This is a genomic window from Conexibacter woesei Iso977N (assembly GCF_000424625.1).
Taxonomy (GTDB): domain Bacteria; phylum Actinomycetota; class Thermoleophilia; order Solirubrobacterales; family Solirubrobacteraceae; genus Baekduia; species Baekduia woesei_A.
The window spans coordinates 1,686,108-1,709,947 of the sequence record NZ_AUKG01000001.1 but is presented as its reverse complement, the minus strand read 5'-3'; the positions used below and the strand labels follow the sequence as shown (position 1 = coordinate 1,709,947).

Here is a 23,840-nt window from a genome sequence, read left to right as displayed (position 1 = left end):
CTTCTCCGCCGCCTCACCCATCGGGTTCTCCTACTTGTCTAGGCGGCCGTCGTCGCGGCATCCGGGTGGGCCTGGAGGATCTCCTCGCCAGCCTCCCCGGTCCGGACGCGGTACGCCTCTTCAACCGGCATCACGAACACCTTGCCGTCACCGACGGCTCCGGTGCGGGCGTGCTTGAGGATCGTGTCCACGATCGTCTGCACGTCACCCGAGGCCACCACGCACTCCAGCTTGACCTTCGGCCGGAGGTAGTTGGTGAGCTCAGCGCCGCGGTAGCGCTCGGTGATGCCCTTCTGGCGCCCCGAGCCCTTCACCTCGCTGATGCTCAGCGAGGGGAACCCGAGGTCGAGCAGGTCCGTGCGGATCGGCTCGAACGCCTCGTGGCGGATGTATGCCACCACCATCTTCATGTTGCGGGAACCTCCGTTGCGGTCGCGATGGGGGCCACGCCGGATGCGGCGGCGGTCCCCGTGGGGGCCGCACCGTAACCGACCAGCTCCGGAGCAGGGATGAACTGCTCCGGGTACCCGTACATGCCGTGCTCGGAGATGTCCAGGCCCGCCATCTCCTCTTCCTCGGACACCCGCATGCCGTACGTCGCCTTGATGACGCCGAAGACGATGTAGGAGCTGATGAAGACGCCGGAGAACACGATGCCCACGCCGGCCGCCTGAACCAGCAGCTGGTGGAACGAGCCCGTGTAGACGAGGCCGCCGTCACCGACGGCGTTGTAGGCCGCCAGCGATGGGTTCGTGAACAACCCGCACGCGAGCGTGCCCCAGATGCCGGCCAGGCCGTGCGCCGACAGCGCGCCCACCGGGTCGTCGATGAACTTGTCGATCGCGTAGACGCCGAGGACCACGATCACGCCCGCGGTCGCGCCGATGACGACCGCCGCCCACGGGACCACATAGCCCGAGCCTGCGGTGATCGCGACGAGCGCGGCGATCGCGCCGTTGCCCGCCATGCCGATGTCGATCGACCTGGTCTTGATCCACGCCGTCGAGACCGCGGTCAGGACGCCGGCCGCAGCCGCGAGGTTCGTCGTCAGCACGACCTCCGGGAACCGGCCGTCCAGCGCGCCGAGCGTCGAGCCCGGGTTGAAGCCGAACCAGCCGAGCCACAGGATGAAGATGCCGAGCCCGAACAGCGGCATGTTGTGCCCCGGGATCGCCCGTGGCTTGCCGTCTGGCCCGTACTTGCCCTTGCGCGGTCCGAGGTGCAGCAGGGCCGCCAGGGCGCCGGTCGCACCGATCAGGTGGACCGCCGTCGAGCCGGCGAAGTCCTGCATGCCCAGGTTGTTCTGCAGCCAGCCACCGCCGAAGACCCAGCCCGAGAAGATCGGGTAGATCAGCGCCGAGAAGACGACCGCGTAGATGATGTAGACGCCGAACTTGACGCGCTCCAGGGTCGTGCCCCAGACGATCGCCAGTGAGACGGCCGCGAACACGAACTGGAAGAAGAACTTCGACTCGATGGTCGCGTTCGAGAAGCCCATGACGGGGAACGCCGCCTGCGGGTCGCCGTAGTCACGCAGGAAGAACCCGTGCGTGCCGATGACGTGCCCGGGGTCGCCGCCGAACGCGAACGCGAAGCCGACCGCCCAGTAGACGATCGAGCAGATCGCCAAGTTCACGAGGATCTTGGCGATGATCGTGCCCGCGTTCTTACCGCGGGAGAAGCCGATCTCCAAGAAGGCGAAACCCGCCTGCATGAAGAACACCAACAGGCCGGCCACGATCACCCAGATCGAGTTGATGCCGACGCTTTGCAGCAGTCCTTGGTTCCCGGCGCGGTCGTACAGATCCGCAGATGCCGAGGCAGGGATGATGAGCGCAGCCAGCGTGCCGAACACCAGCGCGCGAACCGCAAGGGAACGTCTCATGTGACCTCCTAGTCGAGCGTGCCATGGCAGTCTCTTGTCCAGCGAGGCGCAGGTCGTTAGCCCGATGTCGAAAGATCGGCGGGGGTCGTTCGCCATCCGGTCGAGGCGGCCTTGACGGCCGGGCCTACCTCAGGGCGAACGTCTCGGACCGGACTTTGGACATTGGTACAAGGCGTCATACGCGCGCGGGAAATAGGCTCGACGTCAACGCCGTCGGCCGCGAGACGCCGCCGCGCCGCGACAGCAGCGACCCGAACACGCACAGGAGGAAGTTCCCGCCCCATGAGTTCCCGCCAGCAGAACGTCACGGCCGCCCAGTGGTCGGTGAACGGCGGCGCCCTCGGGACCGTCGACCTGACGGCCCCCGGCGCCAACGTCTTCGGCGCCAACGTCTTCACCACCGACGAGCAGCGCGCACGGCTGCCCAAGCACGTCTTCAAGCAGCTGACCGCGACGCTGGAGGCCGGCGACCCGCTCGACCCGCAGCTGGCCGACGCGATCGCCCAGGCGATGCGCGAGTGGGCGATGGAGAAGGGCGCCACCCACTACACGCACTGGTTCCAGCCGCTCACCGGCCTGACCGCCGAGAAGCACGACTCCTTCTACAACCCGACCGGCGACGGCCACGCGATCGCCGAGTTCAGCGGCAAGGAGCTGATCCAGGGCGAGCCCGACGCGTCGTCGTTCCCGACCGGCGGCATCCGCGCGACCTTCGAGGCCCGCGGCTACACCGCGTGGGACCCGACGTCGCCGGCGTTCATCCTGGACAACCCGAACGGCACGTTCCTCTGCATCCCGACGGCGTTCGTGTCGTGGACCGGCGAGGCGCTCGACACCAAGATCCCGCTGCTGCGCTCGATGGACGCGCTGAGCAAGAGCGCGCTGAAGGCGCTCGACCTGCTCGGCGACCACGAGGCCAGGCGGATCTTCACCACGGTCGGCCCGGAGCAGGAGTACTTCCTCGTCGACGAGCAGTACTACTTCGAGCGCCCGGACCTCTACACGACCGGTCGTACGCTGTTCGGCGCCAAGCCGCCGAAGGGCCATGAGCTGGACGAGCACTACTTCGGGACGATCCCGGAGCGCGTCCTGGCGTTCATGATGGAGTCCGAGCAGGAGCTGCGCAAGCTCGGCGTGCCGGTCAAGACCCGCCACAACGAGGTCGCCCCGGGTCAGTACGAGCTGGCGCCGATCTTCGAGAACTCCAACGTCGGCAGCGACCACCAGCAGCTGACGATGTCGATCCTGCAGAGCGTGGCCCGCCGCTACGGCATGGTCTGCCTGCTGCACGAGAAGCCGTTCGCCGGCGTCAACGGGTCCGGCAAGCACAACAACTGGTCGATGGGGACCGACTCCGGCCACAACCTGCTCAACCCGGGTGAGACGCCGGAGGACAACGCGTCGTTCATGTTCTTCTGCGCGGCGGTCATCCGCGCGGTCAACAAGCACCAGGCGCTGCTGCGCGCGTCGGTCGCCAACGTCGGCCAGGACCACCGCCTGGGCGCCAACGAGGCGCCGCCGGCGATCATCTCGATCTTCCTCGGCGCCGAGCTGGAGAACGCGTTCCAGAAGATCTCGACCGGCAAGGGCAAGCGCATCAAGAAGGGCCTGCTCGGCCTGGGCGCCGAGGTCCTGCCGCAGCTGCCGATGGACGGCGGCGACCGCAACCGCACCTCGCCGTTCGCGTTCACGGGCAACAAGTTCGAGTTCCGGGCGCTGGGGTCCAGCATGTCGCTGGGCATGGTCAACTCGGTGCTCAACACGATCGTCGCCGAGTCGGTCGACGAGCTGAGCGCGCTGCTGGAGAGGGCCGTCAGGACGTCCAGGGGCGACATCCCGGCGGCCGTCAGCGTCGTCGTCAAGGACGTCTGGGAGAAGAACTCGCAGATCGTCTTCGGCGGCGACGGCTACAGCGAGGCGTGGCACAAGGAGGCCGCGGAGCGCGGGCTCAAGAACCTGCGCACGACGCCAGACGCGCTGCCGTGGCTGGTCGAGAAGCAGACGATCCGGGCTTTCGAGCGCTACAACGTGCTCAGCGAGCGCGAGCTGGAGTCGCGGTTCGAGGTCGCGGTGGAGCAGTACTCCACCAAGTTGAACATCGAGGCCGAGACCGCGGCGTCGATCGCCCGCACGATGATCCTGCCGGCGGCCGCGCGCCACCTGGCGGAGGTGCGCGCGTCCGGCATCCCGGCCCTGGTCGAGGAGGTCGAGCCGCTGGTGGAGGAGCTCTACGCCGCGATCCTCGACCTCGAGAAGGCCAACGACCACGACGGCCCCGACGGCGGCCTGACCCACGCCAAGTACATGCGCGACCGCGTGATCCCGGCGATGGACACGACCCGCACGATCGCCGACAAGCTGGAGCGCATCGTCTCCGACGACCTCTGGCCGCTGCCGAAGTACAGCGAGATGTTGTTCATCAAGTAGTCCCGTTCGCGCCACTGGCGCGACTTGCAAGTCGTCGAAAGGCCCGCTCCGGCGGGCCTTTCGGCGTTCCGGGGCGCGATGTCACCGGCGGACGCGTTCGCGCAGCGTCTGTGACCGGGGCTGCGGAAGATGTTCAACCCGGCCGCCCTCGCCCACCCGATTCGCGCAGTCGTGTCTCAAAGCAGAGCTGATCGTGTTGTGCTGCTGTGCGCTCAGATATCACTGAGTTAATACAGACAATGCACCACCGAACGGAGTCATGATGTTGCGTACCCATGCCGCAGCAGCGCGGACGCCTAGCCGCCTTCGGCGCAAGGCGCTCATCGGCGTTGCCACCCTCTCGATCGCGGCGGCCTCGACCGCGACCGCCCTCGCCGGCGCCGACCACTACTTCAGCGGGACGCTGGTCTCGGGCAGGGGCTGGGCAGGCAGCGAGGCTCACTCCGTCACCTACATCGAGGGCAGCGGGGACCACAACGGCTTCTGCGTCGCCAAGGACCAGGGCACGACCGGCTACGCGTCGGCGACGAAGACGACCTCGGGCACGCGGGCCTGCTCGAGCACCGGCGGCTTTGCCTCACGCACGGAGGACGGCAGCTGCTGCTACCACGGCTGGGTCGACAACGCGACCGGCCTGGACATCATCATCGCCACCACGACCCACACCAGCTACTAGGGACGATGACCATGCACATCAACCTGCGTCTCACCGCCCTGTTCGCCGCCGCCGCCCTCGCGGGCCCCGCGGCGGTCGCCGTCGCCCAGACCGTCAGCAGCCCGGATCACCCGAGGTTCGACGTCCCCGCCGCCAGCGACACCCCGGTCCCGGCGACGGCGGCCGACAAGGCCGCGTTCTCGGTCCTCGCCCGCCCGGCGAGCGCCGATGACACCGACAACGCGCTCGTCGCCCGGATCGCGTCGCAGTCGGGCATCGGCGTCGATGCCGATGGCGCACGCGTCGTCGGGAGCATCGCCTCCGGGCGCGTCTGGCTGATCCCGGCCAACGGCGCGCTCTGCCTCGGCCTCGAGGACACCGCCACCGACTCGCTCGGCATCTCCTGCACGCTGGAGGACGCCGCGCTCCAGGATGGCGTCACGATCGGCGACGGCACCCAGGTCTACGGTCTGGCCCCGGACGCGGTCACCGCGATCCACGCGGCGCCGGCCGACGCGTCATCCCGCGCGGCCGCGGCGACGTCCGGCGGCGACTCGCTCGGCACCGGCGGCGAGGTCTACACCCTCGATGCCGGCCACAACACCGTGACGCTCGACGCTCCGGACGGCTCGCGGTCGTTCGACGCCAACGGCGGCGGCGATCACGGAGGCTGAGCGCTCGGCATGCCCTACCGCGGAGGGGGTCCGGGTGGACATCCGGACCCCCTGCGGTCACAAGCTCCCCGCACTAGCGTCCTGTAGGAGTAGATGCGACCGACCGGCAAGGACAGCGATGCCGTCCTCCTGCAGCGAACCGCCGAGGACCCGGAGGCCTTCGCGGTCTTCTACGACCGCTGGGAGGGCCCGATCCTCGCCTACTTCCAGCGCCGCGTCCGCGAGCCGGAGGTCGCCGTCGACCTGACCGGCGAGGTGTTCGCGTCCGTCCTCGGCGCCGCGGCGCAGTTCCGCGGCGAGCACGGCGACGGCTCCGCGGCCGCGTGGCTGTTCACGATCGCGCGCAACACGCTGTCGACCAGCCTCCGGCGCGGACGCGTCGAGGAGGAGGCGCGGCGCCGCCTGGCGGCGTGGGAGCCGGTCGCGCTCGTCGACGTCGACCTCGACGCGATCGCCGCGCTCGGCGAGGACGGCCCGGCCCTCGCCCGTGCGCTGCACGAGCTGCCGCCGCGCCAGCGCGAGGCCGTCCGGGCCCGCGTCCTGGAGGAGCTCTCGTACCCGGAGATCGCCGCCCGCCTGGACTGCTCGGAGCTGGTGGTCCGCAAGAACGTCAGCCGCGGCCTGAAGTCCCTTCGCAAGAACCTGGAGCACTTCGCATGACCTACGTCCAGCAGAACAAGCGCAACCTCGTGATCGCCGCCGCGGCGGCGATGCAGCCGCTGCCGGTCGCACCCACGCCCGCGCCCGCCCCCACGCGCCTGCGGGTCCCACGCCTGCGGCCGCGCCGGATGACGGCGCGCACGCTGGTGCTCGCGGCGGTGGTCGCGTCGGTGCCGGTCACGGTCGCCGCGACCGCCGTCGTGCACTACGCGAACCACGCCTCGCCCGCGGTCCGGCCCCTGAGCAGTGGCGCCGACGGCAACGAGATCCACATGCCGGTCGTCGCCGCGCTCCCCGCCGCCGACGCGAGCACCTGGTCGGCGCTGACGCGGCCGGCCGGCGCCGCCGAAGCCGACCCGGACAACATGACGGCGCTCCGGACGCTCCAGGACGACGGGCCGTTCGGGCTCAACGCCGGGCTCGCCCGGCAGATCGCGACGCGCGACGGCTACAACATCTGGCTGATGCCCGGCAACGGCTTCGTCTGCATCGGGATGCAGGCGGTCGGCGACGCCACGATCGGGGCGGGCTGCAACACCGACGCCGCGGCCCGCGCGGGCGCGCTGACCTTCAGCGACGGGAACGCGCTGTTCGGCATCGCCCCGGACGGGGTCCGGTCGGTCACGGTGACCGACGCCGACACCGGCCTGCGCCACGACGAGCCGGTGATCGACAACGTCTACGAGCTGGCCAACCAGCCGGCGAGCGTGCAGCTCACGGTGCCCGGCAGCGAGCCGGTGAGGTTCAACGTCCTGCAGTGAGCGCGTCCCACCCCGCACGGGTCAGGCGCCAGATCCGCTCCGGCGCCGCGCCCGCCGTCGCGACGGGCGCGACGGGCGTGAACCCGGCGCGCGCGGCGACCGCGCCGGACGCGGCGTTGCGCGGGTCGTGGTGGATCTCGACGTGGCCGATCGCCGAGTCGGCGAACGCCTCGGCGGCCAGCAGCGCGACGGCCGCCGTCGCCACGCCGCGCCCCGTGAGCGCGGTCGCGACCCAGTAGCCGAGCTCCAGCGCGTCCGGGCCGATCCGGCGGTGCAGCCCGCAGGACCCGGCGACCGCGCCGCCGGCGAGGATCGCGCGCGTGCGGTCGCCGCCGGCCGCCTCGGCCGCGTTGGCCTCGCGGATCCACGCGCGGCGCGCGTCCGGCGGCTGCGGCTCGTCGGCCGCCCACGGCATCCACGGGCGCAGCTCCGGCAGCGAGGCGGCGACCGCCGCGGCCAGCGCCTCCGCGTCGCCCTCGTCCCAGGGCCGGATCCGGACCTCCATCGGTCATACCCTGACACAGTTGTGTCAAGGTTGCGCTACCCTTCCGCGCATGCGTGATTTCCTGGCCGCCGTCCGTGACCACGTCGTCGTCTTCGACGGCTCGATGGGTGCGACGCTGGAGGAGTTCGACCTCTCGCAGGCCGACTACGGCGGGCTGGAGGGCAAGTGCCACGAGGCGCTCGTCCTGCACCGCCCGGACGTCATCCAGGAGCTCCACGAGTCGATGGTCCGCGCGGGTGCGGAGGTCGTCGAGACCGACACGTTCCAGGCCTCGCGCCTGAAGCTGGAGGAGTGGGGCCTCGGCGAGCACACCTTCGAGATCAACCAGAGGGCCGCCGAGATCGCCCGCCGCGCGGTCGGCGAGGACCGCTTCGTCGCCGGCTCGATCGGCCCGACCGGCCACCTGCCCGCCTCCGACGACCCGACGCTCGGCGCGATCACGTTCGCCGAGCTGGTCGAGATCTTCACCCAGCAGGCCCAGGGCCTGGTCCGCGGCGGCTCCGACCTGCTGATCATCGAGACCGCCCAGGACATCCTGGAGGTCAAGGCCGCGATCTTCGGCGCGCGCGAGGCGTTCAAGCTCGAGGGCAAGACGCTGCCGATCCAGGCCTCGGTCTCGCTGCTGCCCAACGGCGGCAAGATGCTGCTGGGCACCGACATCAACGCGGTCCTGACCACGTTGGAGGCCCTGAAGGTCGACGTCATCGGCCTGAACTGCTCGACCGGCCCCAACGACATGCGCGACGCGATCCGGTACCTCGGCGAGCACTCGCCGGTCCCGGTCCACTGCATCCCGAACGCCGGCCTGCCCCAGCAGGGCCGCAACGGCGAGACCATCTTCCCCGAGGGCCCGGACGAGCTGGCCGCCGTGCTCGGCGAGTTCGTCGAGCAGCACGGCGTGTCGGTCGTCGGCGGCTGCTGCGGCACCACGGTCGACCACATCTCCGCCATCGCCGAGCGCGTCCGCGGCCACAAGCCGGGCGCCCGCCCCGCGCCGCGCCCGCCGCAGGTCTCCTCGATGATCGCGGCGACGCCGCTGGTCCAGGAGCCCGCCCCGACGCTGGTCGGCGAGCGCGTCAACTCGCAGGGCTCGCGCAAGGCCAAGGAGCTGCTGCTGGCCGACGACTACGACGGCCTCGTCCAGATCGCCGAGGACCAGGTCGAGGGCGGCGCCCACGTGCTGGACCTCTGCGTCGCGCTGACCGAGCGCGTCGACGAGGACGAGCAGATGCGGATGGTCGCCAAGCGCGTCTCGCTCTCCCAGCCCGCGCCGCTGCAGATCGACTCGACCGAGCCGGACGTCATCAAGCTCGCGCTGGAGCAGACGCCGGGCCGCGCGATCGTCAACTCCATCAACTTGGAGGCCGGCCGCGCCAAGGCCGACACCGTGATCCCGCTGGCGATCCAGCACGGAGCGGCGTTGATCGCTCTGACGATCGACGAGGTCGGGATGGCGAAGACGGCCGAGCGCAAGGTCGAGATCGCCCAGCGCATCAAGGAGATCGCCTGCGACGAGCACGGCCTCGACCCCGAGCTGCTGATCTTCGACGTCCTGACGTTCACGCTGACGACCGGCGACGACGAGTGGAAGCCGTCGGCGGTCGAGACGATCAAGGGCATCGCGGCCGTCAAGGAGGCGCTCCCGGGCGTCAAGACGTCGCTGGGCGTGTCGAACGTGTCGTTCGGCGTCGGCCAGCCCGCGCGCGCGGTCCTGAACTCCGTCTTCCTGCACCACTGCGTCGAGGCCGGCCTGGACCTCGCGATGGTCAACCCCAATCACATCACGCCGTACGGGGAGATCAGCGAGCTGGAGCGCGAGCTCGCCGACGACCTGGTGTACAACAAGCGCGACGACGCGCTGCAGCGCTTCATCGAGCACTTCGAGTCCAGGGGCGAGGAGGAGGCCGCCGAGGTCGCCGACCCGACCGCGGGCATGGAGCCCGAGGAGGCGCTGCACTGGCACATCCTGCGCCGCAAGAAGGACGGCGTGGAGGCCCAGATCGACGCGGCGGTCGAGAAGCTCGGCGCGGTCCCGGTGCTCAACGACGTGCTGCTGCCGGCGATGAAGGAGGTCGGCGACAAGTTCGGCGCGGGCGAGCTGATCCTGCCGTTCGTCCTGCAGAGCGCCGAGGTCATGAAGCGCTCGGTCGCCCAGCTGGAGAGGTACCTGGACCGGATCGAGGGCTACACCAAGGGCACGGTCGTCCTGGCGACGGTCTTCGGCGACGTCCACGACATCGGCAAGTCGTTGGTGAACACGATCCTCACCAACAACGGCTACACGGTGATCGACCTCGGCAAGCAGGTCCCGGTCTCCACGATCCTGGAGGCGGCCAAGGAGCACGACGCGACGGCGATCGGGCTCTCCGCCCTGCTGGTGTCGACGTCGAAGCAGATGCCGCTGGCGATCCAGGAGCTGGAGCGCGAGGGCCTCGAGTACCCCGTGTTGATCGGCGGCGCGGCGATCAACCGCGCGTTCGGCTACCGGGCGCTGCATGTCAATGGCCTTGACGACAGCAAGTTGTATGACCCGGGCGTCTTCTATTGCAAGGACGCGTTCGAGGGCCTGCACGTGATGGACAAGATCGTCGAGGAGGACACGCGCGCGGAGTTGTTGTCGCAGTTGCGCGATGCCGCCAACACGTTCCGCGAGAAGGGCGACGAGGAGGTCGTGCTCGACACGACCGGCACCGAACGCTCGGACGCGGCCGACGACGTGGAGATCCCGGAGCCGCCGTTCTGGGGCGTGCGCGAGATCCCGGTCGATCTCGACGAGGTCTACCCGCACCTCGACACGCACGTGCTGTTCAAGCTGCACTGGGGCGGCAAGGGCGTCAAGGGCGACGCGTGGAAGGCGCTGGTCGACGGCACCGACGAGGACGAGGGCTTCCGCCCCAAGCTGGAGCGCATGTGGCGCGACCAGACCTACCTGCACCCGCGCGCGTTGTTGGGGTACTTCCCGTGCTACGCCGAGGACAACGACATCGTCGTCCTGGACCCGAGCGACCGCGAGACGGAGCTGACGCGCTTCGTCAACCCGCGCCAGCCGGGCAACGACCACGTGTGCCTGGCGGACTTCTTCCGGCCGAAGTCGAGCGGTGAGCTCGACGTCATCGCCCTGCAGGCCGTGACGGTCGGCGACGAGGTCACCGAGCTGATGGCGCAGCTGGAGAGGGACGGCGAGTTCGCCGAGCAGCTGTTCGTGCACGGGCTCGGCGTGCAGACCGCCGAGGGGCTGGCGGAGTGGCTGCACGCGAAGGTCCGCGACGACTACGGGATCCCGGCGACACAGGGCCGCCGCTACTCGTGGGGCTACCCGGCGGTGCCGGATCAGTCCGAGCACGAGAAGGTCGACGCGGTCCTGGACCTGTCGACGATCGGCATGTCGATCAGCGACGGCTACGCGCCGGTGCCGGAGCAGTCGACGCTCGCGCTGGTCGCCCACCACCCGCAGGCGTTCTACTTCGGGATGAAGCAGGGCAAGCTCAAGCCGGTCGACGCGACGTCCCCGGACGACGTCATCAAGGGCTCCAAGCGCGACCCGTCGCTGTTCGCGCAGGCCGACGCCGAGGAGCTCGACGTCGATCCGGTCGAGGGCGGCGTGGCCGAGGGCGAGGGCGACTCAGCGGAAGGCTCGCCCGGGGGGCTCGCTTCCGGTGCCGTGCCCGCTGAGGCGTAGGTAGCGTTCGGCGGCGTGAGCGCCGCTGCTTCTGAGGTCCATCATCTGTTCGCGGGCTGCGCCGTGGCCGATCTGGCCGCGGCGCTGCCGTTCTACGAGGCGCTGTTCGGGCGCGGCGCCGACCTGAAGCCGCACGACGGCGAGCGCTGCTGGCGGTTGAGCAAGTCGTGCTGGGTCGTTGTTGTTGTTGATGTCGCGCGGGCCGGCGGCGGCAACAACACCATGTTGGTCGCCGACCTGGACTGGTGGCTTGAGGAGTGGGCGGCGCGGGGTGTGGCGGTTGACTCGGTGGAGTCGGTCGGCGGTGGCCGCAAGGCGATCGTCATCGATGTCGACGGCAACTCGCTGGGCTTCGCGCAGGTGCCGGGTGGCGACTGAGGTCGCCGCGCCCGACGGCGCACGCTGGCGCGTGCGGCGACGCTGGCTCGGCGGGCGCGCGCTGCCGCGGTGGCGCGGCAGCCGTCCGGGCGACATCGGCGACTCGGTGTTCGACCTCCTCGGCGCGGGCGGCGACAGCGTCCTCGGGGCGATCGCTTCGTCCTCGTCGCGTCTCTGGTAGGAGCCCTCCGGCGGCTGGCACTCACGCGGGTCAGGCAGTCGGTGTTCATCTTGCTCGTCGACCGCCATCTCGTGAGCGCTCAGATTCTCGAACCACCGCGACGTGCTAGGTCGATTCTGCGGCCCGGATCGTCGTGGCTGACGGTCGCCGACCCAGCGGCGCGTGGTGGTTCTACGTAAGACGGGTCGGCGGCCGTCAGGCGCGGCGAGGCGGCCCGCAGAATCGATCTAGCGCTGCTGTCGCGTCGGGCGGACCAGGACGTCGTTGATCGACACGTAGGGCGGCTGCGAGATCGCGTAGACGATGGCATCGGCGATGTCGTCCGCCTGCAGCAGCTCGACATCGGCGAAGCGTTCTTGTTGCTGTTGCTGCAGCTCGGGGCTCAAGTGCGTGCGCAACTCCGTCTCCACGGCGCCCGGGTTGATGGTGGTGACGCGGACATCGTGCTCTGCGAGCTCCTGCCGCAACGCCTCGCTGAACGCGTTGACGCCGAACTTGGTGGCGTTGTAGACCGCCGACCCCGCACTCGCCCGCACACCCGCGATCGAGGACACGGTGACGACATGCCCGCTGCGTTGTTGTAGGAGATGCGGAACCGCGGCATGCGTGGCGTAGATGACGCCGTAGAGGTTGGCATCGATCATCCGCCGCCACTCGTCCGTGTCAGCGCCACTCACCCGCCCCAACAACATGACGCCGGCGTTGTTGACGAGCACATCGATCCTGCCCAACTGCTCGACCGTGGCCTCGACGAACGCCCTCGCCTGCGCCTCATCCCCAACATCGGTGGTGACAGCAATCGCCCTCCCACCCTCGCCGTTGATCCTCTCCGCCAACGCCTCAATCCGCTCCGTCCGCCGAGCAGCGAGCGCAACCACCCCACCCGCCGCAACCACCCTCAACGCCGTCGCCTCCCCAATCCCCGATGACGCCCCCGTGATCGCCACGACCTTCCCACCCAACTCATTCACCATCCCCCGAGCCTAGGCGCTCCCCGCACTCCCACTCCGCCAACGGTGCAAAAGGGCTCCAGGCGAACCCAAATGCACCGCCGACATGACACCGCGGCCACCACCCCACCGACCGCCCCGCACCGGTCGCGCGATCACTGGCGACGAGGCGCGTCTATCGACGCGCGTCTCTCAGGCCGCTTCGGACAGGTCGATCGCGAAGGTTGCCGTGAAGGGCTCGGTGGTCAGGCGGAGGTGGTCGTGGGAGCGGAGGGCGTTGGTGGGGGCGGTCATCGGCTCGATCGCCACGACGGCACGGCCGGGAGGGGTGTAGAGCTGGAGGTGGGTGTAGCCCTCCAGGAAGCGGACCGTCAGCTCGTGACCTCCGCCGGCGAGCGTGAAGTGGGGGTCGGCGCCGAGGTTGGTGAAGGCGTCGTCCCAGTCGGTGTCGGCGATCGGGGCGTGGCGGGGCCCGAAGGGCTCGGTCTCGCCGGTCGGGATCATGTGGTCGTCGAGGAGCATCCGCGACATCGAGGGCGTCCGGAGGATGAGGTGGTCCCGGTCGATCCCGGGCAGCGTGAAGTACGGGTGCCAGCCGAACGCCACCGGCACCGCCTGGTCGGACGTGGGGATCAGCGTCGTCGAGATCGTCAGCGCGCCCGCGGACAGGACCGCCGCGATCTCCAGGTCGTGCGGGAAGGGGAACGCCGCCAGGAGGTCTGGTGTGTCGAAGGAGAAGCGCGAACGCACCGATGTCCCCGACACGTCGACGACCTCCCACCCCCTCCGCCCCGACAGCAGCCCGTGGATCGGCAGCCCGCGCTCCTCGGTGTGCAAACCGGGCGTCTCGGCACCCAGCGCGACCTCCTGCCCACCGACGGCATACGAGAACGCCGCCAGCCGGTTCGCCCATGGATGCAACAGCGGGATCCCGAAGGTCGACCCCCGCGACGCATAGGCATCGAGTCCGCCCATCTGGCCCAGAAGTTCCCGCCCCGCGCCGAACAGGGACACTCCCACCATGCCCACAGAAGGCACCCACCGAGCGGTCCAGTTGCCGGCCTGCAGCGTCACGACGTCGCCTGACATGGCGGCATCCTCTCTTACCCAGCCTTTAGCGCGCCAACAGGAACCGATCATCTCCATGCCGCAGAGTGTCCGCATGCACGCCAGCCGGTCCGGGGAGTCCAAGGCATGACACCGCCCAAGCACATCTGGAGCGGCAACTGGGAGCACGAGTCCGAGGAGGACGCGCGCCGCCGCGCCGAGGCCGAGCAGACCCGCCTCGACCACCCCGAGCAGCCGGACCCGCAAGAGGCCCCGACCACCGTCGGCCGCACCCACTACCCGCCCAGCGACGAGCCGGACACGCCCGCACCCGGCATGTCCCGCGGCCGCGTCGCCGCGCTCGCGCTGATCACCGCCGTCGTCATCGGCGGCGCCGCCTTCGCGGCCGGCGCCCTGCTCGACAACGGCGGCGACAACAGCAGGAAGATCGCCCGCCCCGCCGCGCTCCCCGCCGTCTCGAGCAGGCCGCTCACCCCCAACCGCGGCCAGACCCGCGCCGGCGCCATCTACCAGGCCGCCTCCCCCGCCGTGGTCTCGATCCGCACCTCCTCGGGCTCCGGCACCGGCTTCCTGGTCGACAACGAGGGCACCCTCGTGACGAACGACCACGTCGTCGAGACCGCCAGGACCGTCCAGGTCAAGTTCGGCACCGACGGCAGCACGATCACCGGCACCGTCAAGGGCACCGACCCGTCCTCGGACCTCGCGGTCGTCCACATCGCGCCGAGCTCGATCCCGGCCAAGACCAAGCCGCTGCAGTTCGCCGACTCCTCCGGCGTGTCCGTCGGCGACGTCGCGATCGCGATCGGCAACCCCTTCGGCCTGGACCGCACGGTCACCGAGGGCATCGTCTCCTCCCTCGGCCGCACCCTGCGCGCGCCCAACAACTACCAGATCGACGGCGTGATCCAGACCGACGCCGCGATCAACCCCGGCAACTCCGGCGGCCCGCTCCTCGACGACGGCGGCAAGGTCATCGGGATCAACTCGCAGATCGCCACCAATGGCATCTCCAACGGCAACGTCGGCATCGGCTTCGCGGTCCCGTCCAACACCGTCCGCCAGGTCCTGCCCGGCCTCAAGGACGGCCGCACGGTCGAGCACGCGTGGCTCGGCGTCGAGACCCAGACCGCCACGTCGGCGTCCAGCTCCGGCGCGCAGATCGCCGGCGTCACCACCGGCGGCCCCGCCGAGTCGGCCGGCATCCAGTCCGGCGACGTCGTGACCGAGATCGACGGCCAGAAGGTCCAGGACGCCGACCAGCTCTCGACGATCATCAACTCCAAGGCGCCGGGCGACCACATCACCTTGAAGGTCAACCGCAACGGCCGCGACGAGTCCGTCGGCGTCACGCTGAAGAACCGCCCCAACACGCCCGCGACCAACACCCCGTGAGCTTCGGCCAGCCCTTCTTCCTCCTCGCGCTGCTGGTCGTCCCCGCCCTCGTCGTCGGCTACCTGACGCTCCAGCGGGACCGTGCCCGCGCCGCCGCCGCGTTCGCCGCGCCGCGCATGGCCGCCTCGGTCGCGCCGCAGCGCCCACGCTGGCGCCGCCACGTCCCGCTGCTCGCGTTCCTGCTGGCGGTGACCGCGCTCGTCGTCGCGCTCGCCCAGCCGCAGAAGACGGTCGCGGTCCCGGTCGAGCACGCGCAGATCATGCTGCTGACCGACGTCTCGGGCTCGATGCTGGCGACCGACGTCAGGCCCAACCGGCTGGTCGCCGCGCGCCGCGCCGGCCAGGCGTTCATCGACAAGGTGCCCAAGCGCGTCAACGTCGGGATCGAGGCCTTCAACCAGGTCCCGCAGGTGCTGGCCAACCCCACGACCGACCGCGACGCGCTCGCCTCCGCCCTCGGGCGCCTGAGCTCCTCGGGTGGCACCGCGACCGGCGAGGCGATCGTCACCGCCACGCGAGTCCTCCAACAAGCCCCCGCGCAGGACGGCAGGAAGCCGCCGTCGGCGATCGTCCTGCTGACCGACGGCGTGTCGGTCAAGGGCGTCGACCCGGTCGCCGCCGCCCAGGCGGCCGCCAGGCTCAGGATCCCCGTCTACACCGTGACGCTCGGCACGCCGGGCGGCACGATCACCGTCCTGCGCGATCCCAGGCACCCGGCGGCCGGGACGGTCACCAAGCCGGTCCCGCCGGATCCCGCCTCGCTGGAGCGCGTCGCGCAGGCCAGCGGCGGCAAGGCCTACTCCGCCGAGACGGCGGGCGACCTCAGCGACGTCTACCAGCGCCTGGGCTCCCAGCTCGGGACCAAGAAGGAGCCGCGCCAGATCACGGCCGGCTTCGCGGGCCTCGGGCTCGTGCTCCTCGGCCTCGGCGCGGCGCTGTCGCTGCGCTTCACCGGGCGACTCATCTAACAAGCCTTCGAAGCACCAGGAGAACCCATGGACGACCTCACCACCCAGCAGTCACCGATCGACCCCGACGAGGACCCGCGCCGCGCGCTCGGCGAGGCGCTGCACGAGATCAAGCGCGTCATCGTCGGCCAGGACGCGATGCTCGAGCGCCTGCTCGTCTCGCTGCTCGCGGGCGGCCACGTGCTGCTCGAGGGCGTCCCGGGCCTCGCCAAGACGCTGACGGTCCGGACGCTGGCCGACGTCGTCGGCGGCACGTTCCGCCGCGTCCAGTTCACCCCGGACCTGGTCCCGGCCGACCTCGTCGGCACGCGGATCTGGCGCCCGGACACCGGCCGCTTCGACACCGAGCTCGGCCCGGTCTTCGGCAACGTCCTGCTCGCCGACGAGATCAACCGCGCGCCCGCCAAGGTGCAGAGCGCGTTGTTGGAGGTCATGCAGGAGCACCAGGTGACGATCGGCGGCCAGTCGTTCCCGGTCCCGCGCCCGTTCCTGGTCCTGGCGACCCAGAACCCGATCGAGTCCGAGGGCACCTACCCGCTGCCCGAGGCGCAGGTCGACCGCTTCCTGATGAAGTTGTTGGTGGACTACCCGACGCCGGGCGAGGAGGCCGCGGTCGTCGGCCGCTCGCTGGCCGGCACCGCCGAGGTGCGCCAGCGCCTGGAGCTGCCCGACCTGGAGCGTTACGCCGCGACGGCCGTGCAGGTCATGGTCGACCGCGACATCATCGCCTACGCGGTCGCGCTCGCCGACGCGACGCGCCACCCGGGCGCGCACGGCATGGGCGACCTCGCCGGGATGGTCGAGTTCGGCGCCTCCCCGCGCGGGCCGATCGGCCTCGTGCACGCGGCGCGCGCGCTGGCGATGCTGCGCGGGCGCGGCTACGTCAACGCCGGCGACGTGCGCGACCTCGCGCCCGACGTCCTGCGCCACCGCCTCGTGCTGTCCTACGACGCGCTGAGCGAGGGCATCACCGCCGACCAGATCCTGGACCGCGTGCTCGAGGCCGTGCCCGAGCCCGAGGACCGCTACCTGCACCGCTCGCGGGGCGCCGCGGCGTAGTTCATGGCGTCGCCGAGCGACACCACGCCGCAGCCGCACCGCCGCCGCGCCCAGCTGGCGCAGCCCGCCGCCAAGCAGGGCCCGGGCGCGATGCCGCCCGCCCTGCTGGACGCGCTGGCGATCGCGGTGACGCAGCGGGTCGCGGGCGCGCTGCCGGGCGACCGTCGCGCCGCGGGCGTCGGCGCGGGCACCGAGCTCGCGCAGATCCGCCCGTACGCGTTCGGCGACGACGTGCGTCGAATCGACGCGGCGACGACCGCCCGGACGGGCGAGCCACATGTACGCCTTGAAGTCCCTGAGCGGACGCTGACGACGTGGCTGGCGCTGGACGTCTCTTCCTCGATGGCGTTCGGGACCGCGGCGCGGCTGAAGGCCGACGTCGCGGAGGGCGTGATGCTCGCGATCGGCCGGCTGGCGCTGCGCCACGCGGGGCGCGTCGGGATCGCGACGTTCGGCGACGGCGACACGCGCGTGCAGCCGCCGCGCGGGTCGAAGGCCGGGCTGGTCGCGCTGCGGCGGACGCTCAACGCGGGCGTCGCGCGGGACGGCGTCGCCGATCCGCACGCGCTGGCCGATGCGCTGGGGCGCGTCGGCAGGGTGGCGCGGCTGCCGGGGCTTGTCGTCGTCGTCTCAGACTTCCGCGACCAGCGCGACTGGGCGCGGCCGCTCGGCGTGCTGCGCTCCCGCCACGCGGTCCTGGCCGTCGAGGTCCACGACCCGCGCGAGGCGTCGATCCCGCCGGTCGGCCGGATCGCGGTCGTCGACCCGGAGACGGGGCGGCGCGTCGAGGTCGACACGTCGCGCCCGCGCGTGCGGGAGAAGTTCGCGGCGATCGAGGCCGAGCGGCGCGAGACGCTCGCGAGCGAGCTGCGGCGCCTGAGGGTCGACCACGCGGCGCTGAGCACCGACGAGGACTGGCTGCTGCAGCTGGGGCGGCGCCTGCGATGACCACCGCCACGCCACTCGCGCTGTCGTTCGCCACGCCCCTCTGGCTGCTCGCGCTGCTGGCGATCCCGCTGGCGTTGTTGTTGCTCTACGGCGCGCGCCGGCGCCGGACCGCCTACGCGGTGCGCTTCCCGGCGGCCGCGTCGCTGGCGCTCGCCGCGGGCGCGGCGGCGCCGTGGCGCCGCCACGTCCCGACCGCGCTGGCGCTGGCCGCGATCGCCGCGCTGGCGTTCGCGCTCGCCAGGCCGCAGCGCACGGTCGCCGTGCCGGTCGAGGGCGCGTCGATCGTCCTGGTCACCGACCACTCGGGCTCGATGAGCGCCACCGACGTCGAGCCGGACCGGCTGAGCGCCGCCGAGGCCGCGGCCGAGACGTTCCTGGACAAGCTGCCCAAGGCGACCCGAGTTGGTGTGGTTGCCTACTCCGACGGCCCGGACGGCACGCTGGCGCCGACGACCGACCGCACGCGCGTGCGCCAGACGATCGAGGCCCAGGACGCCGTCGGCGCGACGGCGACCGGCGAGGCGCTGCAGGTCGCGCTCGACACGCTCGCGCCCAACGGCAGGAGCGCCAAGCCGGCCTCGGCGATCGTGCTGCTGTCCGACGGCAAGACGACGACCGGCCGCGACCCGGTCGGCGTCGCGCAGATCGCCAAGAAGCTGCGGATCCCGATCTACACGGTCGCGCTCGGGACCGCCGACGCGACGATCCCGAACCCGGTCTCGCCGCTGTCGCCACCGATCGCGGTCCCGCCCGATCCCGAGACGCTGAGGCAGATCGCCGACGTCTCCGGCGGCCGCGCGTTCACGTCCGGCGACGCGGGCCAGCTGCGCTCGATCTACTCCACGCTCGGCTCGCGCCTGGCGACCAAGCACGAGCAGCGCGAGGTCACCTCGGCCTTCGCCGCAGCGGCCCTGATCCTCCTGCTCGGCGCCGGGATGCTCTCGATCCCGCGCGTCGGCCGCCTGCCCTAGCGGCGCTAGCGGCGCAGCCGCAGCACGCCGGTCGCCTGCGACCTGATGGCCTTGGCCCCCTTGGGGCGCCAGGTCACGGTCGCGGTCAGCGGCGCGCTGTGCACGTGGGCCAGGGCCTTCAACACGGCCTTGCGCAGGCCGATGTTCATGGTCTTGGTCGCGGCACGCGTCGTCGTCACGCGCCCGTCGCCGAGCCGCAGCGTCCTGCCGTGCAGCTTCACGGTCACGCGCGCGGTCAGCGTCCCGGCGCGCGGGAGGCGGGAGCTGAAGCGCAGCGTCCGCGCGCCCTTGCCGACCAACCCCAGGAACTTGAGCAGCGGCGCGGCCTTCCTCGCCCTCACGGGCACCACGGGCGCCGCGGGTGCCCCGGCACCGGAGAGCGCCGCGCCACCGGCCGGCGCCCCGCCGCCGCTCCCGTCCGCGTCGCTCCCACCCCCGACCGCGCCCGGAACCGCGGCCGCCGCCATCCATGGCGCGGGCGTCGTCGTGTCCCCGGCGCGGAACTCGAGGGTCCCGTGCGCCGCGGCCGCTTCCCCTTGGCAGTTCTGGGTGAACGACAGCCCCACCCCGGCGGCCAGTGGCTGCGCGGGCCGGTAGCGCAGCTCGTCCATCGTGAACGTGCCCTCGCCGCCCGCTCCGCAGCCCCGTCCGGGAGCGGTGACGTCGAGCACCGGCCCCGTGTCGTCCGTGGTCGCGTCGTAGGTCATCGGCGCGACGAGGGTCGCGTTCCTCGCCGCCCCGACCGTGACGGTCCAGTCGCCGGCGGGGGTGCCGACGCCGATCCGAAGGCCACGGGCGTCGTTGTCCATGACGGCGAACCTGGCGTTGGCCGGCGTCAGGTCATAGGTCCCGCCCTGGGTGATCCAGTCGTCCGGGTCGCCGGTGATGTGCAGGCGGGTGGTCCCGCCGTAGGTCCAGCCTTGCAGTGCCGCGGTGAGGGTCCCCGCGCTCGTGCCGATCCCGAGCGTCGCCTGCCGCGTGCCCGAGACCGCGGGCACGAAGCCGACCTGAACCGGGCAGGTCGCGTTCGGCGCCAGCGTCCTGCCGGCGCAGTCGTCGGTGGAGATCGCGTAGTCGCTCGCCTGCGCACCGCTCAAGCTCGTGTTCTCGACGGTGGTGCCCTGCGTGCCCGCGATCACGGTCGCCGGCACCGTGCTGTGCCCGGCGCCGAGGTCGGCCTCGGGCCAGCGCACGACGCTCGGGACCACGATCGGCGCCGCGGTCTCCGGCTCACCGAGCCGGATCTCGCCCCAGTGCGCCGCGAGGCCGCTGCCGCCGCAGGACTGGGCGAAGACCGCCCACAGCCGCGTCGGCTGCCCGCCGGCGTCCCATGCGATGTCGCGCACCTCGAACTCGCTGGTGCCGCCGCAGCTCTGATCGTTGGCCTTGACCTCGAGGCCCGGTTCGCCCGGACGCTGATAGCCCACCTCGGAGGCGTCGGGATAGGCGCCGGGCCTGAGCGCGGTGCCGGGCGGGGGCTGGAGCTCGAAGTGGTGGAAGTCGTTCGTGCCGTCGGTCCCGATCGACACCGCGACACCGTCCCCGGCGTGCTCGAGCTTGATGGTGGAGTCGGTCCCGCGCCAGAGGAACGCCCCGGCGTGGCCTTGGTTGAGCAGGTCGCCCGAGTCGCTGAACCACGCGATCGCGTCCTGTGGCCCCGCGAGCTGGAGGCCGTCGCCGTCCGCCGCGGCCGCCGTGCCGCTGCCGAGCAGCGCTGCCGCGAGCACCGCCACCGCCATCCCGATCCCACGCCGCCGCATTGCTTCCCTTTCGTCACCGGTGGACCCGCGCGGGCGGGGACGTACCCATCGTTCACCGAGCGGCAACACCAACGTGATGTCCGCAGGCGTACAACCCGCCGCACATGGCGAACATCAGGCTGCCTGAAGGACACGACGAGGCCCGCGCGACGACGCGGCGCGAGGTGCTGCGGGGTGGTGCGAAGCTCGTCGCCGGCGCGTCGGTCGCCGCGCAGGTGCTGGCCGCGACCGGTGCCGACGACGCGGTCGCCCGGACGCTGCGGCGCGCGGCGGCGGGCGCGGGCGACAAGCCCGGCTATGGGCCGATCAGCCCGTACCTCGACGTCGGGTTCTCGCTCCCGGAGGGCTTCTACGTCGAGCGGTTCGGCAAGGCCGGGACGAGGATGAGCGACGGGCTGCCGACCCCGCGCTTCCACGACGGCACGACCACGCACGACGCGGGCGGTGGGCGCGTCACGCTGATCCGCAACCACGAGGGCTACGACCCGGGCCGCGCGCTGGGCAGGCGCAAGGCCTACGACCGCGTCGCGCAGGGCGGCGTGACGACGTCGCTGTTCGACACCAGGTCGGGCAGGTTGTTGGGGTCCTCGCTCGTGCTCAACGGCACCGACAACAACTGCAACGGCGGCAAGATGCCGTGGGGCTCGTGGCTGTCGTGCGAGGAGTCGACGGTCGGCCCCGACGACGGCTTCGAGAAGCCGCACGGCTACGTCTTCGAGGTGCCGCTGGGCGCGAGGGCGCCGGTCGACCCGGTCCCGATCAAGGCGATGGGGCGCTTCGAGCACGAGGCGTGCGTGATCGATCCCAGGACCGGCGTCATCTACATGACCGAGGACAACGGCGATCCCGGCGACGGCTTCTACCGCTTCATCCCGCACACCCACGGCAGGCTGCACCGTGGCGGCCGGCTGGAGATGCTCGCCGTCCAGGGGCGCTCCGGCTACAACACCGCGAGTGGTCAGAAGGTTGGGACGACGCTGAAGTGCGAGTGGGTCCCGATCAAGGACCCGGACCCCGAGCACGCCGACAGGCACCCGGACGCCGTCTACCAGCAGGGCCGCGCGCTCGGCGCCGCGCGCTTCTACGGGCTGGAGGGCGCGCACTGGTCCCGCGGCTCGGTGTACTTCGTGGCCAGCGAGGCGGGCGACGACGGCAAGGGCCAGATCTGGCGCTACACGCCGTCCGGGACCAAGAAGGGGCACTTGACGCTGTTGTTCGAGTCGCACTCCGGGCACGTGCTCGACCAGCCGGACTCGCTGGTCGTCTCGCCCCGCGGCGGGGTGGTCGTCGGCGAAGACGGCGACGGCGAGGACGTGAACGGCGGCACGAACTTCATCCGCTGCCTGACGCCCGCAGGCGAGATCGCGACGTTCGCCCGCAACGACACACCGCTGGACCTCCACAAGTGGGAGGACGAGGCCAAGGGCTGGACCGGCCGCTCGGAGTGGTCGGGCTGCACCTACTCACCCGACGGCCAATGGCTCTTCGTCCACCTCCAGTACCCGGGCGAGACGTTCGCCATCACCGGCCCCTGGGACAAGGGCTGGCTCTAGTTCGAGGTCGCGACCGAGACGCCGCCGCGGGCATCTGGCCAGGTGACGATCAGGCCGCCTTCGGGGGCTTGGGCGAAGGCGAGGCCGCCGGCGTCGTTGGTCGCCAGCGTGTCGCCGAGGGTGGTCTGGGTCGTCGTGCCGGGGCCGGTGCGGCGGGCCAGGACGACGTCGTAGGCGGAGGGCCCCGGACGGACGATCGAGCGGGCGAAGACGCCGAGCGTCGCGCCGTCGCGCGCGGTCACCAGGCGCGGGACGGTGGTCCAGCCGCCGGGCGAGCCGAGGCGCTCCGGCGCGTTCGTCCACGGTCCGGCGCTGTCGCCGGACGCGGTCGCGGCGAACGCCGCCTCGCCCGGCGGCACGACGCCCGCGCCGACGAGGCCGCCGTCGTGCGTGGACGTCACCGACGGCGTGTTGCTGCCGATGCCGCCATAGACCGGGAACGGACGCGCGACGCCGGTCGGGTGCAGGCGGCGCGCGGAGAGGTCGAACGTGCGGGTGAACGCGGCCGGCGGGTGAGCGGGATCGTAGGAGTGGCGGACCCACGCGGCGACGACGGCCCCGCCGGTGGCGAACACGCGCGGCGGATGCTGCGTGTCGCCGGAGCTGCGCGTGACGGTCAGCGGCGCGCCCTGCAACTTGCCGTCGGGGCCGACGAGGACGAGGCGCTGCTCGCGCGGCCGGCAGCTGCCGCCGTTGCGCTGGCTGCAGACCGCGTGGCCGACGAGGTAGGTGAGCACGGCGCCGCCCGCCTCGGGCGCGATCGCGATCTCGGCGCCGCGGATCCCGAGGTCGCGCGGCCTGGACGCGTGGCCGCGGTGGTCGATCGTCAGCGCGTACACGCTCTCGTCGCTGGAGCCCATCAGGTACCTGCCCCTGCGGACGATCCGGCGCGCGACGTAGAGCAGCAGCGCGCGGCTGCCGGTGAGCGCGAGGAGGCGCGGGCGCGCGGCGCCCGTCACCGGCGCGATCGCGTGCGCGGGGCCGAAGCCCTGCCCGGCGGGCGCGCGGGCGAGCATCAGCTGCGGGTGGCGGCCTCCGGCCGTGTAGACGGCGGTCGCGGTGCCGTCGCCGCCGAGGACGACCTGCGGCTCGCGGTCGTCGCCGAACTTCAGGCCGCTGTCGAGCACCCGCCGCTGCCAGGGCGCGCCGACGCCGCGCCGGACCGCCGCCTCGATGCCGTCCTGGCGCCGGACGACGAACGCGAACGTCCCGTGGTCGCCCGCGGCCGCGGCGGTCTCGAGCGTCGTGCCGGAGCCGATCAGCTGGGCGGGCTGCAGGGTCGCCGCCGCGACCGCGCCCGGGAGGGCGGCGGCCGCGAGTGCGGCGGCGATCGGCAGGACGAAGCGTGCGCGCAAGGTCATCG

21 protein-coding genes are annotated in these 23,840 nt (G+C 71.8%); 14 read left to right on the top strand and 7 right to left on the bottom strand.

Features of this window, described 5'->3' with window-relative positions; translation table 11 throughout:
• Positions 1-38: 38 nt before the first annotated feature.
• Both H030_RS30435 and H030_RS30430 read right to left on the bottom strand, forming a co-directional pair.
• Positions 39-410 (bottom strand): P-II family nitrogen regulator, encoded by a 372-nt coding sequence (locus H030_RS30435; RefSeq protein WP_051222074.1) that lies wholly within the window; start codon positions 408-410, stop codon positions 39-41.
• Complete coding sequence (locus tag H030_RS30430) at positions 407-1,885, bottom strand: ammonium transporter (RefSeq protein ID WP_035126008.1); 1,479 nt, start codon at positions 1,883-1,885, stop codon at positions 407-409. Before H030_RS30430 ends, H030_RS30435 begins: the two co-directional genes overlap by 4 nt.
• A 282-nt stretch (positions 1,886-2,167) precedes the next feature.
• Between H030_RS30430 and H030_RS0108345 the strand changes: the two genes are divergently transcribed.
• From H030_RS0108345 to H030_RS0108325, 5 genes are all read left to right on the top strand, one after another.
• On the top strand, positions 2,168-4,312 hold the full coding sequence (locus H030_RS0108345; RefSeq protein ID WP_027005777.1) for a glutamine synthetase III: 2,145 nt from the start codon (positions 2,168-2,170) through the stop codon (positions 4,310-4,312).
• Between the two features lie 259 nt (positions 4,313-4,571).
• Positions 4,572-4,988, top strand: a complete 417-nt coding sequence (locus tag H030_RS0108340) for a hypothetical protein (RefSeq protein WP_027005776.1) — start codon at positions 4,572-4,574, stop codon at positions 4,986-4,988.
• An 11-nt stretch (positions 4,989-4,999) separates the two neighbouring features.
• The gene (locus tag H030_RS0108335) at positions 5,000-5,641 is read left to right on the top strand and encodes a hypothetical protein (protein WP_155891919.1); all 642 of its coding nucleotides are present in this window, start codon (positions 5,000-5,002) and stop codon (positions 5,639-5,641) included.
• 93 nt (positions 5,642-5,734) lie between these two features.
• Positions 5,735-6,301, top strand: coding sequence for an RNA polymerase sigma factor (locus tag H030_RS0108330; protein WP_027005774.1), 567 nt, complete (start codon positions 5,735-5,737; stop codon positions 6,299-6,301).
• The gene (locus tag H030_RS0108325; protein WP_027005773.1) at positions 6,298-7,062 is read left to right on the top strand and encodes a hypothetical protein; all 765 of its coding nucleotides are present in this window, start codon (positions 6,298-6,300) and stop codon (positions 7,060-7,062) included. The genes H030_RS0108330 and H030_RS0108325 overlap by 4 nt, the downstream gene beginning before the upstream one ends.
• Here H030_RS0108325 and H030_RS30425 read toward each other — a convergent pair.
• On the bottom strand, positions 7,046-7,567 hold the full coding sequence (locus tag H030_RS30425; RefSeq protein WP_035126007.1) for a GNAT family N-acetyltransferase: 522 nt from the start codon (positions 7,565-7,567) through the stop codon (positions 7,046-7,048). The genes H030_RS0108325 and H030_RS30425 overlap by 17 nt on opposite strands.
• 49 nt (positions 7,568-7,616) lie before the next feature.
• Between H030_RS30425 and H030_RS30420 the strand changes: the two genes are divergently transcribed.
• From H030_RS30420 to H030_RS0108305, 3 genes are read left to right on the top strand one after another with little or no spacing between them, the layout of a single operon-like run.
• Entirely contained in the window at positions 7,617-11,246 is a 3,630-nt protein-coding gene (locus H030_RS30420) for a homocysteine S-methyltransferase family protein (RefSeq protein WP_051222072.1), read from the top strand.
• A 15-nt stretch (positions 11,247-11,261) separates the two neighbouring features.
• Positions 11,262-11,624, top strand: a complete 363-nt coding sequence (locus tag H030_RS0108310; protein WP_027005772.1) for a VOC family protein — start codon at positions 11,262-11,264, stop codon at positions 11,622-11,624.
• Positions 11,614-11,805 carry a hypothetical protein gene (locus tag H030_RS0108305; RefSeq protein WP_027005771.1) on the top strand — a complete coding sequence of 64 codons (192 nt, stop codon included), beginning with the start codon at positions 11,614-11,616 and terminating at the stop codon, positions 11,803-11,805. Before H030_RS0108310 ends, H030_RS0108305 begins: the two co-directional genes overlap by 11 nt.
• A gap of 227 nt (positions 11,806-12,032) precedes the next feature.
• Here the strand turns inward: H030_RS0108305 and H030_RS0108300 are convergent, their stop codons facing one another.
• Both H030_RS0108300 and H030_RS0108295 read right to left on the bottom strand, forming a co-directional pair.
• On the bottom strand, positions 12,033-12,779 hold the full coding sequence (locus tag H030_RS0108300) for an SDR family NAD(P)-dependent oxidoreductase (protein WP_027005770.1): 747 nt from the start codon (positions 12,777-12,779) through the stop codon (positions 12,033-12,035).
• 168 nt (positions 12,780-12,947) lie between these two features.
• Positions 12,948-13,844 carry an aldose 1-epimerase gene (locus H030_RS0108295; protein WP_035126006.1) on the bottom strand — a complete coding sequence of 299 codons (897 nt, stop codon included), beginning with the start codon at positions 13,842-13,844 and terminating at the stop codon, positions 12,948-12,950.
• Between the two features lie 105 nt (positions 13,845-13,949).
• Between H030_RS0108295 and H030_RS30415 the strand changes: the two genes are divergently transcribed.
• From H030_RS30415 to H030_RS0108270, 5 genes are read left to right on the top strand one after another with little or no spacing between them, the layout of a single operon-like run.
• Positions 13,950-15,218, top strand: a complete 1,269-nt coding sequence (locus H030_RS30415; protein ID WP_051222064.1) for a S1C family serine protease — start codon at positions 13,950-13,952, stop codon at positions 15,216-15,218.
• On the top strand, positions 15,215-16,186 hold the full coding sequence (locus H030_RS0108285; protein WP_027005768.1) for a VWA domain-containing protein: 972 nt from the start codon (positions 15,215-15,217) through the stop codon (positions 16,184-16,186). The genes H030_RS30415 and H030_RS0108285 overlap by 4 nt, the downstream gene beginning before the upstream one ends.
• Before the next feature lie 27 nt (positions 16,187-16,213).
• Positions 16,214-17,245, top strand: a complete 1,032-nt coding sequence (locus tag H030_RS30410) for an AAA family ATPase (protein WP_051222062.1) — start codon at positions 16,214-16,216, stop codon at positions 17,243-17,245.
• A gap of 3 nt (positions 17,246-17,248) precedes the next feature.
• Complete coding sequence (locus H030_RS30405) at positions 17,249-18,193, top strand: DUF58 domain-containing protein (protein WP_051222060.1); 945 nt, start codon at positions 17,249-17,251, stop codon at positions 18,191-18,193.
• Positions 18,190-19,164, top strand: a complete 975-nt coding sequence (locus H030_RS0108270) for a VWA domain-containing protein (RefSeq protein WP_051222058.1) — start codon at positions 18,190-18,192, stop codon at positions 19,162-19,164. The genes H030_RS30405 and H030_RS0108270 overlap by 4 nt, the downstream gene beginning before the upstream one ends.
• 5 nt (positions 19,165-19,169) lie before the next feature.
• On the opposite strand, the gene H030_RS0108265 is transcribed toward H030_RS0108270, so the two are convergent.
• Positions 19,170-20,924: a hypothetical protein gene (locus H030_RS0108265; RefSeq protein WP_155891917.1), complete on the bottom strand. Its 1,755-nt coding sequence runs from the start codon at positions 20,922-20,924 to the stop codon at positions 19,170-19,172.
• 104 nt (positions 20,925-21,028) lie between these two features.
• Between H030_RS0108265 and H030_RS30400 the strand changes: the two genes are divergently transcribed.
• Positions 21,029-22,477, top strand: a complete 1,449-nt coding sequence (locus tag H030_RS30400) for an alkaline phosphatase PhoX (RefSeq protein WP_051222055.1) — start codon at positions 21,029-21,031, stop codon at positions 22,475-22,477.
• Here H030_RS30400 and H030_RS0108255 read toward each other — a convergent pair.
• Entirely contained in the window at positions 22,474-23,838 is a 1,365-nt protein-coding gene (locus H030_RS0108255; RefSeq protein WP_027005765.1) for a hypothetical protein, read from the bottom strand. The genes H030_RS30400 and H030_RS0108255 overlap by 4 nt on opposite strands.
• Between the last annotated feature and the right edge of the window lie 2 nt (positions 23,839-23,840).

What these genes read in the sequence shown, in the direction of transcription:
- H030_RS30435 (WP_051222074.1), bottom strand. Translation starts at nt 410, where the DNA reads ATGAAGATGGTGGTGGCATACATCCGCCACGAGGCGTTCGAGCCGATC.
- H030_RS30430 (WP_035126008.1), bottom strand. Translation starts at nt 1,885, where the DNA reads ATGAGACGTTCCCTTGCGGTTCGCGCGCTGGTGTTCGGCACGCTGGCT.
- H030_RS0108345 (WP_027005777.1), top strand. Translation starts at nt 2,168, where the DNA reads ATGAGTTCCCGCCAGCAGAACGTCACGGCCGCCCAGTGGTCGGTGAAC.
- H030_RS0108340 (WP_027005776.1), top strand. Translation starts at nt 4,572, where the DNA reads ATGATGTTGCGTACCCATGCCGCAGCAGCGCGGACGCCTAGCCGCCTT.
- H030_RS0108335 (WP_155891919.1), top strand. Translation starts at nt 5,000, where the DNA reads ATGCACATCAACCTGCGTCTCACCGCCCTGTTCGCCGCCGCCGCCCTC.
- H030_RS0108330 (WP_027005774.1), top strand. Translation starts at nt 5,735, where the DNA reads ATGCGACCGACCGGCAAGGACAGCGATGCCGTCCTCCTGCAGCGAACC.
- H030_RS0108325 (WP_027005773.1), top strand. Translation starts at nt 6,298, where the DNA reads ATGACCTACGTCCAGCAGAACAAGCGCAACCTCGTGATCGCCGCCGCG.
- H030_RS30425 (WP_035126007.1), bottom strand. Translation starts at nt 7,567, where the DNA reads ATGGAGGTCCGGATCCGGCCCTGGGACGAGGGCGACGCGGAGGCGCTG.
- H030_RS30420 (WP_051222072.1), top strand. Translation starts at nt 7,617, where the DNA reads ATGCGTGATTTCCTGGCCGCCGTCCGTGACCACGTCGTCGTCTTCGAC.
- H030_RS0108300 (WP_027005770.1), bottom strand. Translation starts at nt 12,779, where the DNA reads ATGGTGAATGAGTTGGGTGGGAAGGTCGTGGCGATCACGGGGGCGTCA.
- H030_RS0108295 (WP_035126006.1), bottom strand. Translation starts at nt 13,844, where the DNA reads ATGTCAGGCGACGTCGTGACGCTGCAGGCCGGCAACTGGACCGCTCGG.
- H030_RS30415 (WP_051222064.1), top strand. Translation starts at nt 13,950, where the DNA reads ATGACACCGCCCAAGCACATCTGGAGCGGCAACTGGGAGCACGAGTCC.
- H030_RS30410 (WP_051222062.1), top strand. Translation starts at nt 16,214, where the DNA reads ATGGACGACCTCACCACCCAGCAGTCACCGATCGACCCCGACGAGGAC.
- H030_RS30405 (WP_051222060.1), top strand. Translation starts at nt 17,249, where the DNA reads ATGGCGTCGCCGAGCGACACCACGCCGCAGCCGCACCGCCGCCGCGCC.
- H030_RS0108270 (WP_051222058.1), top strand. Translation starts at nt 18,190, where the DNA reads ATGACCACCGCCACGCCACTCGCGCTGTCGTTCGCCACGCCCCTCTGG.
- H030_RS0108265 (WP_155891917.1), bottom strand. Translation starts at nt 20,924, where the DNA reads ATGCGGCGGCGTGGGATCGGGATGGCGGTGGCGGTGCTCGCGGCAGCG.
- H030_RS30400 (WP_051222055.1), top strand. Translation starts at nt 21,029, where the DNA reads ATGGCGAACATCAGGCTGCCTGAAGGACACGACGAGGCCCGCGCGACG.
- H030_RS0108255 (WP_027005765.1), bottom strand. Translation starts at nt 23,838, where the DNA reads ATGACCTTGCGCGCACGCTTCGTCCTGCCGATCGCCGCCGCACTCGCG.